Raw genomic sequence first — 15,234 nt, 5'->3', positions numbered from 1 at the left:
TGTACTCAGAATAACTTATGGCTGAGACTACTTTTTTAATCCAACGACTTTTGAGCGGAGTGTTTCAAAGAATTTAGGTCTGTAGGTCTCCCCCAACGGGATTTTTTCAACCGAATTCTTGAGAATGATCTGATTTCCGTCAATTGCTTTTATCTTTTCAACCGAAATAATATAAGATTTATGCACCCTCATAAAATCTGAATCCGGCAAAATCCCCTCTAAATCTTTTATATTTAAAAGAGCGATTATTCGTTCTGTATCGGTAAAAATTGAGACATAGTTTTTTAATCCCTCGATATAGTGAATATCCTTGAAAGCCACTTTCAGTATCTTACCTTTGGCCTCGGTTTTAACGAACATGTAATCATCTTCTGTTTTCCATTTCTCTATATAAGATGGTATAGACAAGTTCATAGCCCGCTGAGCAGCTTTTAAAAAGCGTTCAAACGAAATTGGCTTTAATAAATAATCTATTACTTCGTTTTCAAATCCAGCCAGTGCATATTCACTGTATGCAGTAGTCAGTATAATTTTACATTTCCCCTGAATCAGCTTAATGAAGTCAATTCCAGAGATTTGAGGCATATGAATATCCAAAAAAATCAGATCAATTTTCCCTTCATTTATCTCGTTCATTACCTCTATGGGATTATTGGTTACACCACATAGTTTTAAAAATGGAATCTGATCAACATACGCTCTTAGTATCTCGACTGCATGTGGTTCATCATCAATTATCAGACATGATATCATAGTGTTATATTTTTAGTTGCAATTTCAGGGCATAAGAGTTCTCATCTTCCTCTATTTGCCATACATAATCGCTTTTGTAAATTATATTTAGTCTTTGTTTAATATTCACTAATCCAATTCCGCTAGGCTCAGGTTTAGTCAGGTGGTTCTTTTTATTGATAATATAAAAATCAAACAGGTTATCATAAACACTGATATTGATCAGACATGGAAAATCAGGATCATTCAGATCCCCATGTTTAAATGCATTCTCTATAATTGTAATCAGAATAAGTGAAGGAACTTTACGAAATTCAAACTGTCCGTTCAGTGTCAGAACTATATGTAGTTTATTATCAAATCTCAATTGATTAATCGCGATATAGCTTTTCAAATGATTGATCTCTTCATTTAAATAGCTCTTTCCATCTTCGTCAGGATTCTGCAGCCCATAACGCATAATGTCTGAAAGCAAAAGTATAGATCCGGCAGTTTCCCTGGAAAGTCCATAAACCTGGGAATACAAAAAATTCAGCGTATTAAATAAGAAGTGAGGATTAATCTGGGATTTCAGAAAAGACAACTGGGTAAGAACAATTTCATTCTGCAGATTGAGTTCCTCAGACTGTTTAATCCTGATTTTTTTTTCGTTTTCAATTGCAGACCTGGCAAACCAATATCCATAACTCAGTCCTATAAAATACATCCCTCTCCATATGCCCTGTATAATAAAAGTATAGTATGAAGTTATAGGATAGCTTATCGGTATATTAAGTTTGGTGGACGTCGTCTTCAGCAGATATAAAAGCAAAGTATATATAGCTAAAAGCAAAAGACACAATAAAATATAATAAGGTATTTTATATTTTTTTAATAACAAATAACCAATTACTATATAATTTCCATAAAACAACCCTATATTCAATGCGAAATGTAATAAAGTATCCCAAAAGTAAGGCATCTTATCTCCAAGCAAACTTACTATGGTCACCTCGTATAATACATAAGCTACCCAAACAGCAGTATGAAGAAGAAAAAGGTTGATTTTAGCGTTATTAGATTCCATTGGCATTATTGAGAGAGGACAATTTATAAAAAAAATACAATTCTACAATGCTCATGGGATGTAATATTTTCTTCCGGCATACGTTGCCCGTAAATTTCCAATATAGAAAACAGCAAAACACACTAAAAACAATAGCTGTAACTCCTAATTATAATTTACACCGATTAATTAAAATGAACGGGTTTATACCTTGAAACCCCGGCTTGGTGTAACAATTTTTCTAAAAAGTCAGCATTCATAGATATTAGATTCATAATCAATTAGCGGATCACAATTATGGAAAATCTTATCAAAACTAATCAGACAAACAGACTTGCAATTAATAAAACAAAGATTACGAGGGTAAGAACTGAGATAACCGGATCTGGATATGACTTTCCACTACCAGAAACTTTAATGACCAGTTCTAGTAGTAAAGTATCTAATATCATTTAATATTAAATAAACAGGATGAAATCGGAAATTTTAGGATTACTTGAAAAAATAAATATCTTTCTTGTCAGCAAAAGCAATGAGAGTGATATAGCATATAGCACTGTTCCACTAGTGAAAGAGATCATTTCATCAATTTTTAAGAATTACATTGATGAAACTGAATACTTAAAAGCAAATAATACATTTTCCAACGGAGGTATGGCAGACTTCTATGCTACACCATTAATCATTGGTCAGTTGCAAAAAAGGAATATAATTGACACAAATTACTCTCCGCCAGACCGGTATACGGATGAGGAACCAGAAGAAAAATTATTCAATAAGAACGATGACTTCTTATTTAACAGGGCGATGGTCCTTTTAAAAGAAAGATCACCAGGTTTTCTCAATGAAATATCAGTGATGATGAATTACTTTGGCAAACGTGATTCAGATTTATCTAAAAGACATCTTTTATGTTTAACCAAAGAGTTAAAGTCCGAATTTAATAAACATGGGATACTAGCCACTGTCACGCACAGCATTGAAACCCCTAATATCCTGGCATTTGGAAATTCTTTCGGAATTCTATCACTGACACTCACTTTAATTAAAGTGCAGCAGATTTTAGAGTTGAAAAATTATTTCAATCCAGAAATAGAAATAGTGATCAAATGGATCTTTAAATTTTATAAAGAGGCCGATTTCGGGTCAGATACTTATTCTGTTTTTCCGCAAACTGTCGATTCAATTACTCAAAAGCCATTTTTTAACAATCAGCTTTTCTGGAGCCAGGGCGATACATTAATTGCCATTATATTATATCATGCCAGTGATGTGCTTGATGATGGGAATCTTTCCAGGGTCGCAGATCTGGTAGGTTTAAATACACTTTTAAGAAAGGATTTCAATTCTACACAGATCACCAATTCATCTATATTAAACGGGACAAGCGGACTGGCTGAATCTTATAAATATCTTTATAAGTTAAGTAGTAATACGGATTACCTTGATGGCTATCACCATTGGATAAAAGAAACTGTTAAAATGCTGAACAATGAATTACTTACTGCCGACTCAAAAAGTAATCATATTTCCATTTATCAGGGGATATACGGTACAATACTAAGTCTGGTATCTTTTATGGAGCATAATAACTCTTTAATAAGTATCGATCCGCTCCTTTTTTAAAAGAAAAATATATAACCTATCAGTTTATAGCTGATAGGTTATATGCCGGAACTTTTGAAGATTCCAAATTTAATTAAGCTACTTTTTTAATTGTAACAGGTCTGTTTTGCAGGTGATAAAGTGTAGCATATGTTTTATTTAACTGCAATAATTGCTGATGTGTACCTATTGCAGAAATCTTTCCGCTATCCAGAACGATGATCTTATCAAAGTTCTCAATCAATGAGAATTTATGCGTTACAAATATCAGTGTTTTATCACTCAGCGCTGAATCCAGGTTAGCTTTAATTGACTCTTCCAGGCTGGAATCCAGCGCACTTGTCGCTTCATCCAAAATCATAATATCTGCATTTTTATACAATGCCCTGGCAAGAGAGACTCTTTGCTTTTGACCACCAGATAAGCAGCTTCCGTTTTTTCCTACTTTTGTATGTTCTTTCTCTGGCAGATCATTGATAAAATCTATCACATTGCTATGTGCTAAAACCGACTCCAGACGGGAATCATCAATAGTTTCAGTACCATACCTGATATTGTCTATTACTGATCTGTTAAATAATTCCAGGTCCTGCGATACCACACCAAATTTTGATCTGTAATTGGCTAATCCTATCTGATTGATATTTACTCCATCAATTTCAACTGTACCACCAGTAGGTGTATAAAGTCTTAACAACAGATTCAGAAGAGATGATTTCCCAGAACCATTTGGACCTACTATGGCTACCTTTTCACCTTTTTTGATTTCTAAGTTCAAGCCATCAAGCACTTTAACATCTGCTTCACCGTAACTTAGAGAAATATTTTTGAACTCAATAGTATGCTGAAAGTCCATTGGACTTGAATTCACGAAATCTTCAGTTTCTACTTTTTCATTCAGTAGTTCAACAAGTCTAACTGTAGCCCCTCTTGATCGCTCCAGGTTACCAAAGAACTGGGTAATCGTAGAGAATGAGTTAATAATAAAGATCATATTGACGATGAAAGTAACCAGGTCGGCTATAACTATTTCATTCTTAACAACCATAATACAGGCATACCATAAGATCACGATAAGGGCAGCAATGATAATAAAAGAAGAAGATAAAGAAAAGAAAGAACGGAACAGGGAGTTATGGATTGTCTTTTGTATAATATCTTCAGTAAGTCTGGCAAATAAAGAAACCTCTTTTCTTTCTTTACCGAAAATTTTAATAGACCGTATCTGGTGCAGATCTTCTTCAATTACAGAGTTAGAACCCGCATAAAGACTTTGCGTTTCCTTCGATGTTTTTCTTATTTTTTTCCCGAAGAATGAGGCAAGATAAATGATAGCCGGAAAAACAATAAGCAAAATCAGTGATAACTTCAAATTGATACTGATCAGGATCCCGGTACAGAAGATCAGAATAAATGTGCTGTAAAGCAAGTCTGAAAACTGTGAAGAGTAAAGCTCTCTGACCACCATGACATCATTAGTAATTACACTCAGCATATCCCCTACTTTATTCTTGTTATGGAAAGGTAAAGGATAGCTTAAATACTTATGAAACAAATCCTTTTTTAGCGTACCTACAGATTTCTCTGAAAAAAGCAGGAAGTAATAATTTCTTACAAAAGTGAAACTGAATTGCAAAATTAGCATCCCTATTAAAATCCCCAGATGTTTCATCAGCGTGTTTGTATCTGTAAATGTGCCCGGATTAAAAGATAAGTTAACAGACTTACCTAATAACAATGGCAGCGAAAGCTGTAATGAACCTGACAGGACCAGAAATAACATCCCGTAAACAAAATACTTCCGATAAGGTAAAAAGTACGCATAGATCTCATCTATGAACAGTGCTTTAACCTTGTTTTTTATAAAATCTGTTTTCATAGTATTGATTTTTTTAAATTGTGAATTCTGGCCTCGTTTGAGGGATGCGTGCTATATAATAAGCTTGCAATTAATTTATGATGGTTAGGTTTATGGTATGCTTTGAGTTTAACAAGTGCGCTGATGAGCATCCGGGCAGAATAAGATCTGGCCGAGAACCGATCTGCCTGAAATTCCTGTTGCCGGGTCAGAAAGCTGATTAAGATATTCTTTAAGGTACTCAGCGGAGATGCTGCACTCAATATTAAGATAGCTTTAATTGGTAAATCGAGTCCTGCAGCTGTTCCTGTTTTCAAAATAGTATAACCAATCAGAATTAATGCGATATCAAAAGATAGCTTGATAAACTTGTTTATAGGGGTATGCAGACGCTTTTCATGTCCTATTTCATGAGAGACTACCGAAATAATCTCTTTGACAGTAAAATCATGGATAAGACGGGTAGATAAAATAAGGCTCGTTCCTTCTTTGTTAGAGACCACATGTGCATTAGGCTCATCATTATAATATTGAAAAATCTTTATATGACCTGCATTAGCCTGAACAGTATAAGCATTGATCGCATTGCGCAATTCGGAGTCCATTAAAGGGGAAAGATCGGTTCCGGTAAAACCTTGATTTTTCTTGCTGATCAATTGTATCAGAAAGCTTCCGCAAGTGGTCAGTAATACTCCATAAAACAGATAAGGGGTCCATAAAGCAGGCACCAGTAACAATCCGGATAACATCACAGCGGTCTTTAATTGCTGTTTAAAATTCACCTTGTATTTGATCTTTACCACAAAATTGGCAACAGTATACTTCAGTAATTCTTTAACGGCCAGTGTACAAACAACCACAGCAATTGAACTCAGCTGATCAGCCCCTGTCAGTGCGGAAACCATTAGTTTTAACTGATCAAAAATGCCCGGGTACAAGATTAAAGAAAGAAAGAAAACCTGGGTGATCAGAATTTTTATATTCTCAGTAACCTTGACTGAGGCTAATTCTTTTCTGTTTTCATAAGAGAATCCAAGAAGGATCAGAATATCTATGAAATAAAAAGCGACTATAATTTTATAATACAAATCCATATTCTTGTCTGATTGATTCCATTAATGAGAAATTTTGATTTCCAGCTTCATTTAAGCTCCATAAACAATCGAATTGAAGATCTAAAAAAGCAAGGAAGTCGTCAGCTGAATTCATTTCCTGGTCATGGAGTGTCTGGCCAAAGTATCCGATGATATTCTGCTGGGCAAGTAAATAATTGATAGCGGCATCCGCTGCCAGATTAACTTTACCCAAATAGCATAGAGTTCTTAAGAGTGAGTTGCCCATTGGCAGATCATACTTTTCATAGGCCTCCAGCATAGCTGTCTGTAAATACAAAACATCGATATCTGACAAATCTCTAAGCAGCGGGAGATTCAGTAAATCAGTACTTAGATGAGCTGATTCTATAATTTCAGCAATAATTTCATCTCTTCCCTCTTCATCCATACTAAACAAGTCTTTTCTATCTGCAACATGATCATTGGTATTACCGGTGAATTCAAAGTCCTGTCTCAGAGAAGTAAAGAAATTGCAGAGTGGGGACTCCTCAAATAACTGACTTGAAGAGAGTTTAAGGCACTGGATAACTGGTAAACTCTCCAGGTCTGATAATTCCAAATACTTTAATTTATGCTCCAAAAACTGCATTACCTTTCCATGCTCCCTGTCAGCAAAAAATGTCTGAATAATATTATAAAGGATAACACTGCTCTGATTGTCTATTTTCGACTGGTTATTTTTGATGAGGTCTGTGATCCAGGAATAAAATTCCCCGTTAATATGCTGAAGTTGATTTTTTAAGTTTTTCATGTTAGTTATACTTGTCTAAATAAGTGAACGAAGCCATTAGACCTACAAAAGTTGTATGATAATGAAGGATTAAATCAGTTTTATAAGGATCCATATTTTTAAAGATCTCAGCCCCCAGCTTGCTTTCGTAAGTATAGGCTGCTGCTGCAAATACCCCATCTTCTCTCTGACTCTCCATCAACCGGGCATAAGCGAGCTCCAGTACTGCATGATCCATGTTTAAATCACACATATTCATAATATATTCTGATAGCAGATCATTATTTTTCAAAAGCAGATTTTTACCGGTAAGTAAAACCAATGCTTCTTTAACTAGCTTAAGCCTATCTTGAGAGATAAAGCGGGATATATCGTCCTTACCCCAGTCTGAAAGATAAAAGAGGATATGTGTAAGTTCATATTCTTCTGGTCTGTTCATACTCACCATGTTCAGAAATTCACCTCCCAAAACGGTTTTCATTGCAATTGCCGTTTTTTCTTCATCCGGAAATTCTTTGATCCCGCACAGCGCCAATAAATAGTCACTTTCGTAAACCCTGAAAGTAGAAGCAACAACTGGTGTAAACAAACCTCTGTCATAGGCCTTTCTGAGCATCTTTTTCAACAACAAATCATCTGGATTAACTAAAGAACATAAAATCAATGCGACATCCAAAGGCTTAAACTGAGCTGGGTTTATAAAGAAGTCTTCATAAAAAAGCGGGTTTTTAACTACTTCCAGGACTTTTTCATTTAACTTTTCTAAAACTGCAGTGACCTGCTCCGGAATAGACGTTTTATATTTCAGCCCAAGTAAAATGACAAGAGTTAATTCCGCAAAACTTTTGTTTTTAATTTTTACTGGAAATGGATCTTTGTTTAATGGGTTAAAATAGTCCCAGTTTTCAGCAACCCAATCCACGCTTTTCACGATAGCGGAATTATAAACCATTTTATTTGCAATCATTTTTTTTTTTTAGAATCCTTGATAAATCCGGTTAATTATTGAATAAGATTACCAGCATTGAGATGATGATCTATCTTTCTTTATTCCTGGTTTTTCACCAGAATTTTGTGGCGTTAACACCATACCTGCACTCATTTCCAGCTCTGCTGCCAAAGTTGATTTTCTTGAGAATGAATCCGATAATCTGTTCATATCCATGTTATAAATTTGTTTCATCATTTTATATTTTCTGTGATTAAAACTTATGATAAAGCTTGCAGGACCAGTCAAAGGCTCGTTGCGCCTGCAAGCTTCATCATATAGACTACCAAGAAACTACTACATACCACTCGTCTGTGCCTACAATAACACCACCTTCCAGTTGATTCTGATCTGGTGCTGCTGCTGCTGAAAAGTTGCGCACGTTTTTATTAGTTTTATTTTTTGCTGTTTTGAATAAGCTGAACTTTGCCATTTTTTTATTTTTTAAGATTGTGATTGAATGATTGATTTTTTAATTATTGACTACCAGGAAACTACTACATACCATTCGTCTGTGCCTACAATAACACCACCTTCCAGTTGATTCTGATCTGGTGCTGCTGCTGCTGAAAAGTTGCGTACGTTTTTATTAGCGCTGTTTTTTGCTGTTTTGAATAAGTTTAATTTTGACATCTTTCTAATTTTTTAAGGTTATGATTGAATGATTGATTTTTTAATTATTGACTACCAGGAAACTACTACATAGAAATCATCGTTTCCGAATACGATACCGCCTTCTAATTGATTTTGATCTGGTGCAGCCTCAGCTGAAAAGTTGCGAACGTTTTTGTTAGTGCTGTTTTTTACTGTTTTGAATAAGTTTAATTTTGACATCTTTTTAATTTTTTAAGGTTGTGATTGAATGATTGATTTTTTAATTATTGACTACCAGGAAACTACTACATAGAAATCATCGTTTCCGAATATGATACCGCCTTCTAGTTGATTCGGCGCTGGTGAAGCCTCAGCTGAAAAATTGCGTACGTTTTTGTTAGTGCTGTTTTTTGCTGTTTTGAATAGGTTTAATTTTGACATCTTTTTAATTTTTTAAGGTTGTGATTGAATGATTGATTTTTCTTACAATTATTAACTACCAAGAAACTACTACATACCACTCGTCTGTGCCTACGATAACACCACCTTCCAATTGATTCTGATCTGGTGCTGCTGTCGCTGAAAAGTTGCGTACGTTTTTGTTAGCGCTGTTTTTTGCTGTTTTGAATAAGTTTAATTTTGACATCTTTTTAATTTTTAAGGTTGTTTATTTATTGAATTTGTCTTTTGTTAATTGTTTAACAAGAGCTAATGTAGGGGCATTTTTCAGAAATAAAAATTCTTTTAGTTAAAACACATTGATTTAAAATATACATTGTTAATCTATATATTCTGCACCCCGATGTATTTTGAAACTACATCAATAAGCCTGAGCAGGCCTTAAAGGCCGAAAAATGAAAACAAAAAAAAACCGTACTGTTATTTACAGTACGGTTTCCTCAGGAATTAAAATTTACAGATTAATAGTTCTTATCCATGAATAGCCTCTTTATTGCCAAAACTTTGAATCAGCTCACCTTCAAACTCCAGCCACTCTTTCCATCTTTTATCTACATCAACATCAATAGTATATTTACGGGCAAAATTTAAAAATGTAGTATAATGACCAGCTTCAGAGACCATTAAGTCGTGATAAAACTTAGCTAACTCCTGATCTTTAATATTTAAAGACAATACACGGAAACGCTCACAGCTTCTTGCCTCAATCATTGCAGCAAATAAAAGCCGGTCAATGAATGCATTATTTCTACTGCCATCCCTGCGGCTAAATTTCACTAAACGTCCTACATAATCATCTTTACGTTCACGTCCTAAAGTATAACCACGTTTTTTAATAATCTCAACAACCATTTGAAAATGCTGCATCTCTTCAATAGCAATGGCTGTTAATTCTTCCACTAAATCCATGTGCTCAGAATTATTTGCGATCAAAGTAATGGCATTTGTTGCTGCTTTCTGTTCACACCAGGCATGATCAGTTAATATCTCTTCTAAATTTGATTCAGCAATATTTGCCCAACGCGGGTCTGTTAATAATTTTAATCCAAGCATGAGTTTATTAGTAAATTCTTCCGGACAAAATTACGAATAAGAATTTGTTTAAGATCCTGTTTAATGATACTGCATTAAAAACCCCTATTTTTGTGGCAATAATAAGATTGATAAAGAAATGAGTAAAAATAGAATCCTGATTATTGGACCAGTATGGCCAGAACCTACTTCATCGGCAGCTGGGACAAGAATGATTCAGTTAATCAATTTTTTTATTTCTGAAGGATACGAAGTACTCTTTGCCTCGGCAGCTGCGAAAAGTGATTTCAGTTTTGAGCTGACAGGCTTAGGTGTAAAGGAATATGAAATCAAACTAAATGATAACAGTTTTAATCTTTTTTTGAATGAGGTAAATCCAGATATTGTATTATTCGATCGTTTTATGATGGAAGAACAATACGGATGGAGAGTACAGCAGGAATGTCCGGACGCGCTCAGACTATTAGATACGGTAGATCTCCATTGTTTACGTTTAGCACGTCAGCAATCCATTAAAACCGGTCATCCAATTGATCTGTTTACTGATACCGCCAAACGCGAGATTGCTTCCATTTTAAGATGTGATATCTCATTGCTCATTTCTGAAGTAGAAATGAATATTTTACAGGAACAATTTCATCTAGATCCATCTCTGATTTATTATTTACCATTTTTAGAAGAAGAACTTACAGATAAAGATATTCAAAAGTGGAAGACATTTGAAGAACGCGAAGGATTTGTATTCATTGGCAATTATCTGCATGAACCTAACTGGAACACGCTGCAAATATTAAAAACAAAAATATGGCCTGTGTTAAGAAAGAAAATTCCCACAGCAAAAATAAATATCTATGGTGCTTATTCATCACAAAAAGTAATGCAGCTGCACAATGAAAAAGAGAAATTCTATGTTCATGGACGTGCAGATAGTGCGCTCGAAGTCATCGCAAATAACAGAATATTACTTGCTCCTATTCAGTTTGGCGCAGGTATGAAAGGAAAATTTATTGATGCGATGATTGTTGGTACCCCATCTGTCACCACATCAATAGGTGCAGAAGCAATGAAAGGTGAACTGGACTGGAACGGAATCATCGAAGATGACGCTGAACTTTTCATTGACCAGGCAGTAAGGCTTTATCAGGATAAAACCTTGTGGCTGGCTGCACAGAAAAATGGAGTACGTATCATTAATGAGCGCTATGGAAAAATACAGTTCACAAAGGCATTGATCACAACAATCAGTACTTTGAATTTATCGGCACACCGTCAGCATAATTTCTTCGGACAGATCTTAATGCACCATACTACAAATAGCACCAAATATATGTCCTTGTGGATTGCAGAAAAGAATGCGAAAAATTAATACGTGATTAAATTCCGGAAACTATATTACAACTATTTCTAAATGGAGATCACCACCTTACCCTGGTTAGTTTTTTGTTCCATAGCGTGGTAAGCATCTGTAATAGTTTCCATGTTATAAGAAATGGTATCCAGTAAAGGTTTCAGTTTCCCTGCTTCTGCCAGTCTTGCTGCTTCTTTTAAAATTTCACCATGATGTGATCTGTTTTTACCAGTTATTAAAGGCAGGAGTGTAAATACTCCAGAATAAGTTGCCCCACGAAATGATAAAGGTGCAAGACTATGTGTTCCCCAGCCTAATATGCTGACCAGGTGTCCTTCATATATTTTCAGCGCCTTGAAAGAGGCGTCAAGCGTATCCCCTCCAATGGTATCAAATATCACATCAAACCCCTCCTCACTAGTATACTCTTTCACATATTCTGCTACAGACATCCTGTTAAAATCAATAGCTATAGCCCCATAAGCTTCAATAATTGATTTTTTACCCGCACTCCCTGTTGCAAACACAGTTGCCCCCTTTGCCATTGCCAGTTGTATTGCCATATGACCAACACCTCCTGTACCGCCCTGTATCAATACAGTTTTATCCTTTTTCACCCGGGCACGATCCATTAACCCTTCCCAGGCAGTAATAAATGATAAGGGAATTGCAGCGGCTTCTCTCATAGATAAATTAGCAGGTTTTATAGCAATCAAACGTGAATCTACAGCTGTATATTGAGCCAGGGAGCCTTGAATACCAGCTACACCGCCAGTCAGGCCATAGACTTCATCACCAATTTTGAAATCAGTTACTTCTTTACCCGTTTCTACAATTATTCCGGCCATATCTACTCCTAATATTGCAGGAAGTCTAGTTTGCGCATGTGCGGCCTGCCCCGATTTGATTTTCAGGTCGAGTGGATTCACACCGCTGGCTATAATTTGTACCAGAACTTCACCTTTTCCCGGAACAGGGCGGGAAATTTCTTTTAAAATATAAGGTGATCCATAATTTTCAAGGATCAGCGCTTTCATTACTGGACTGCTCAGAGTTGACATATCTAAATTGTTTAAAATTAACAATGCAAATTTATACAACAAAACCAACCAATAAGTTGTATAAATAAAGCCTTTTATGGTATCTTTAGGTTATGGTACGAGATAATTTATATGAGCCTTTTGAATTGGTTTTAAAAGATATTTTGGATGAATGCCCGCGCGGACCTCATGTACATAGCTTTTTTGAACTGGTATATATTGTTTCAGGTACAGGCAAACAGTCGATTAATGAAATAAAATTTAACTATCTACCAAATCATTTATTCCTGCTTACTCCGGGAGATTCTCATTATTTTGAGATTAGCAAACCTACCCAATTTTTCTTTATTCGCTTCAATAACAACTACATACAATCTCAAAACAAGCAGAATGAATTTGTCCAGCAACTAGAAATGATCCTGAGAAATGCTGCTAATGATCCTGGCTGTATTATCAAAAATCAATCTGATAAAATAGTGTTAAAGCCAATGATGGAGGCTGTCATTACAGAGCATCAGGGAAATGATCTTTTCCATAAAGAGTTAATCACATCTTATATACGCACACTGCTGACTATTGTTGCCAGAAATATCAGCCAGTATATGCCAGAAAAAATAGTTCAGCATAGTGATGAAAAGGTAGTCAGTATCCTTCAATATATACAAACCAATATTTGTAATCCTGATCATTTAAGAATCGGGCATATCAGTAAAGAATTTGGTATTTCAGAAACTTACCTGAGCCGTTATTTTAAGAAACATGTCAATGAAGGTATTCAGGATTATATTATCAATTACAAACTAGGGTTAATTGATAATCGTTTGTTACATTCTAACAAGAGGATTAGTGAAATTGCTGATGAGTTTGGTTTTACGGATAAAAGTCACCTAAGCCGGATTTTCAAGAAATACAGAGGGGTAAATCCTTCTGATTTTAAAAAAGGTCTTACTGCCTCTGTTCATTAGTTTTTTTAAGTATTTCCCTTAATCTCTCTTCATGTTTATCGCCCCAGAGTCCTATGGAGAGGATCAGAGGGATTAATGTCTGACCAAGTTCAGTCAGCCTGTATTCCACTTTAGGTGGAAGAACAGGGAAAATGGTCTTTAAGATCAGTTCGTGATTTTCTAATTCATTTAACTGGACATTCAAAACCCGGCGTGTTGCCTCAGGAATTTTCTTTTGTAACTGACCAGGACGTATGTGACCTTCGTTAATAAAATAGAGCAACCGTATTTTCCATTTCCCATATAAAATCTCGCCAACTAAATCAAGTCCGCAATCATAAGTCTGTGCTCTCTTTTTATGATACATGCCATAAAGATAAAGTATTGTATAAAATCTATCAATACGGATAAATTTAGCCCTATATGAATAGTTTATCCGTGATTGTATGTTCTAATTATCCTCCTGATTTTTGTATCTGTAAATAAGGATAAAAATGAATATAGACAACGAATTATCAGGTAAAATAGCTTTAGTAACAGGTGGGACTAAAGGAACAGGAAAGGCAATCGCAGAAAGGCTGGCTATTGCCGGGGCAAAAGTAATCATCGCCGCAAGAAGCAAACCTAAGGATGCTAATCCTGACTTTCATTTTATTTCTGCAGATTTAACCCATCCTGAAGGGACCGGGAAAGTGATTACAGAAATATTAGACAACTTTGATGGTGTAGATATTCTAATCAATAACCTGGGTGGTTCTGAAACACCGGGCGGTGGATTTTCAGTCTTATCTGACAACGATTGGCTACAAACTCTTCAAACTAATCTCATGGCCCCGGTAAGGCTGGACAGGGGTTTAATCCCACCTATGCTTAAAAAGGGAGCAGGAGTCATTATTCATATCGCCTCGATACAAGGCAGACTCCCACTGCATGATTCTACTTTACCTTATGCAGCAGCTAAAGCGGGTTTAATAAACTACAGCAAAGGATTATCTAAAGAGATTTCTCCTAAAGGTGTGCGTGTACTCACTGTATCACCTGGTTGGATACAAACTGATGCTGCAACTAGAATGATGGAACGCCTTGCAGAGAACTCTGGCGACAGTATAGAAAATACTATAAAAAAGGTCATGAATTCATTAGGAGGAATTCCGATGGGAAGACCTGCCAGACCGGAAGAAATTGCCGAGTTTGTAGGGTTCCTTGTTTCTCCGCGCGCGAACTATTTATCCGGAACAGAATATATTGTTGATGGAGGTACTATACCAACAGTTTAATATATCATTTCATTTAACGCGGATGCTGAAAACCATCATCATATTGGGATTTTCAGCATCCGTTTTCGAATTGTTTATTCTGAAAAATGGCAAGGCTCATCAAAGTTTAAAAATCTATATCAATCAGGCTTGTCAAAGGAATATGTATTCCGTTCTTCAGCTGAATGTATTTTTCTGTAACTGACCATACTGTCGTATTCACAGTCTTTGGGCCAAATTTTGTATTAAATGTAATGTCTGCTTTTGATTTAAATTCATTGCCTAAACGCTGAGCACCATTGAGCTTATCTTTTAATTCTTCAATATGGTTTTGGTCTGCGGCTATAATTTCACTAACGTCGATTGACTCCTTTTCGATTAATTCTCCTAACATAGTATAATGGCTAAATAATGGCTAATTCTTTCTTAAATATGCATTTAATCTGTTTAAACACCAATAGCGTCTTAAAAGAGTTACAATTCTATGA

General features: G+C 35.5%; 20 protein-coding genes. 4 read left to right on the top strand and 16 right to left on the bottom strand.

From position 1 onward, the window contains the following. Positions 1 to 27: 27 nt before the first annotated feature. Together HDE68_RS01795 and HDE68_RS01790 are read right to left on the bottom strand one after the other, a co-directional pair. On the bottom strand, positions 28 to 753 hold the full coding sequence (locus tag HDE68_RS01795) for a LytR/AlgR family response regulator transcription factor (RefSeq protein ID WP_183878321.1): 726 nt from the start codon (positions 751 to 753) through the stop codon (positions 28 to 30). Between the two features lie 4 nt (positions 754 to 757). Further along, complete coding sequence (locus HDE68_RS01790; protein WP_183878319.1) at positions 758 to 1,798, bottom strand: sensor histidine kinase; 1,041 nt, start codon at positions 1,796 to 1,798, stop codon at positions 758 to 760. A 450-nt stretch (positions 1,799 to 2,248) separates the two neighbouring features. Here HDE68_RS01790 and HDE68_RS01785 point away from each other — a divergent pair, with 450 nt between their 5' ends. Continuing rightward, positions 2,249 to 3,403 (top strand): lanthionine synthetase LanC family protein, encoded by a 1,155-nt coding sequence (locus HDE68_RS01785; RefSeq protein ID WP_183878317.1) that lies wholly within the window; start codon positions 2,249 to 2,251, stop codon positions 3,401 to 3,403. Positions 3,404 to 3,476: 73 nt separating this feature from the next. On the opposite strand, the gene HDE68_RS01780 is transcribed toward HDE68_RS01785, so the two are convergent. From HDE68_RS01780 to HDE68_RS01730, 11 genes are all read right to left on the bottom strand, one after another. Further along, complete coding sequence (locus HDE68_RS01780) at positions 3,477 to 5,261, bottom strand: ABC transporter ATP-binding protein (protein ID WP_183878315.1); 1,785 nt, start codon at positions 5,259 to 5,261, stop codon at positions 3,477 to 3,479. Then, positions 5,258 to 6,334 (bottom strand): M48 family metallopeptidase, encoded by a 1,077-nt coding sequence (locus HDE68_RS01775; protein WP_183878313.1) that lies wholly within the window; start codon positions 6,332 to 6,334, stop codon positions 5,258 to 5,260. The genes HDE68_RS01780 and HDE68_RS01775 overlap by 4 nt, the downstream gene beginning before the upstream one ends. Continuing rightward, entirely contained in the window at positions 6,318 to 7,106 is a 789-nt protein-coding gene (locus HDE68_RS01770) for a hypothetical protein (RefSeq protein WP_183878311.1), read from the bottom strand. Before HDE68_RS01770 ends, HDE68_RS01775 begins: the two co-directional genes overlap by 17 nt. A gap of 1 nt (position 7,107) precedes the next feature. Continuing rightward, a complete protein-coding gene (locus tag HDE68_RS01765; RefSeq protein ID WP_183878309.1) occupies positions 7,108 to 8,052 on the bottom strand; it encodes a DUF6895 family protein in 945 nt (314 codons plus the stop codon). 48 nt (positions 8,053 to 8,100) lie between these two features. Next, positions 8,101 to 8,271 carry a hypothetical protein gene (locus HDE68_RS01760; protein WP_183878307.1) on the bottom strand — a complete coding sequence of 57 codons (171 nt, stop codon included), beginning with the start codon at positions 8,269 to 8,271 and terminating at the stop codon, positions 8,101 to 8,103. An 85-nt stretch (positions 8,272 to 8,356) separates the two neighbouring features. After that, positions 8,357 to 8,506, bottom strand: a complete 150-nt coding sequence (locus HDE68_RS01755; RefSeq protein ID WP_183878305.1) for a hypothetical protein — start codon at positions 8,504 to 8,506, stop codon at positions 8,357 to 8,359. A gap of 50 nt (positions 8,507 to 8,556) precedes the next feature. Continuing rightward, positions 8,557 to 8,706, bottom strand: a complete 150-nt coding sequence (locus tag HDE68_RS01750; RefSeq protein ID WP_183878303.1) for a hypothetical protein — start codon at positions 8,704 to 8,706, stop codon at positions 8,557 to 8,559. Positions 8,707 to 8,757: 51 nt separating this feature from the next. Further along, complete coding sequence (locus HDE68_RS01745) at positions 8,758 to 8,907, bottom strand: hypothetical protein (protein ID WP_183878301.1); 150 nt, start codon at positions 8,905 to 8,907, stop codon at positions 8,758 to 8,760. A gap of 51 nt (positions 8,908 to 8,958) precedes the next feature. Then, entirely contained in the window at positions 8,959 to 9,108 is a 150-nt protein-coding gene (locus tag HDE68_RS01740) for a hypothetical protein (protein ID WP_183878299.1), read from the bottom strand. 55 nt (positions 9,109 to 9,163) lie between these two features. Continuing rightward, complete coding sequence (locus HDE68_RS01735) at positions 9,164 to 9,313, bottom strand: hypothetical protein (RefSeq protein WP_183878297.1); 150 nt, start codon at positions 9,311 to 9,313, stop codon at positions 9,164 to 9,166. A 284-nt stretch (positions 9,314 to 9,597) separates the two neighbouring features. Next, complete coding sequence (locus HDE68_RS01730) at positions 9,598 to 10,179, bottom strand: tRNA-(ms[2]io[6]A)-hydroxylase (protein WP_183878295.1); 582 nt, start codon at positions 10,177 to 10,179, stop codon at positions 9,598 to 9,600. Positions 10,180 to 10,297: 118 nt separating this feature from the next. Between HDE68_RS01730 and HDE68_RS01725 the strand changes: the two genes are divergently transcribed. After that, entirely contained in the window at positions 10,298 to 11,524 is a 1,227-nt protein-coding gene (locus HDE68_RS01725) for a glycosyltransferase (RefSeq protein WP_183878293.1), read from the top strand. A gap of 38 nt (positions 11,525 to 11,562) precedes the next feature. Here HDE68_RS01725 and HDE68_RS01720 read toward each other — a convergent pair whose 3' ends face one another. After that, the gene (locus tag HDE68_RS01720) at positions 11,563 to 12,567 is read right to left on the bottom strand and encodes a zinc-dependent alcohol dehydrogenase family protein (RefSeq protein ID WP_221300647.1); all 1,005 of its coding nucleotides are present in this window, start codon (positions 12,565 to 12,567) and stop codon (positions 11,563 to 11,565) included. A gap of 92 nt (positions 12,568 to 12,659) precedes the next feature. Between HDE68_RS01720 and HDE68_RS01715 the strand changes: the two genes are divergently transcribed. Continuing rightward, a complete protein-coding gene (locus tag HDE68_RS01715; RefSeq protein ID WP_183878291.1) occupies positions 12,660 to 13,511 on the top strand; it encodes an AraC family transcriptional regulator in 852 nt (283 codons plus the stop codon). Here HDE68_RS01715 and HDE68_RS01710 read toward each other — a convergent pair. Further along, the gene (locus tag HDE68_RS01710; RefSeq protein ID WP_183878289.1) at positions 13,492 to 13,857 is read right to left on the bottom strand and encodes a winged helix-turn-helix transcriptional regulator; all 366 of its coding nucleotides are present in this window, start codon (positions 13,855 to 13,857) and stop codon (positions 13,492 to 13,494) included. The two genes, HDE68_RS01715 and HDE68_RS01710, sit on opposite strands and share 20 nt — an antisense overlap. 127 nt (positions 13,858 to 13,984) lie before the next feature. Between HDE68_RS01710 and HDE68_RS01705 the strand changes: the two genes are divergently transcribed. Beyond that, complete coding sequence (locus tag HDE68_RS01705) at positions 13,985 to 14,767, top strand: SDR family oxidoreductase (RefSeq protein ID WP_183878287.1); 783 nt, start codon at positions 13,985 to 13,987, stop codon at positions 14,765 to 14,767. 106 nt (positions 14,768 to 14,873) lie between these two features. Here the strand turns inward: HDE68_RS01705 and HDE68_RS01700 are convergent, their stop codons facing one another. Beyond that, positions 14,874 to 15,140, bottom strand: coding sequence for a hypothetical protein (locus HDE68_RS01700; protein WP_183878285.1), 267 nt, complete (start codon positions 15,138 to 15,140; stop codon positions 14,874 to 14,876). Between the last annotated feature and the right edge of the window lie 94 nt (positions 15,141 to 15,234).

The organism is Pedobacter cryoconitis (assembly GCF_014200605.1).
In the GTDB taxonomy this organism is placed as follows: domain Bacteria; phylum Bacteroidota; class Bacteroidia; order Sphingobacteriales; family Sphingobacteriaceae; genus Pedobacter; species Pedobacter cryoconitis_B.
The sequence above is the reverse complement of the archived record's forward strand: the minus strand, read 5'-3'. Positions and strand labels throughout refer to the sequence as shown.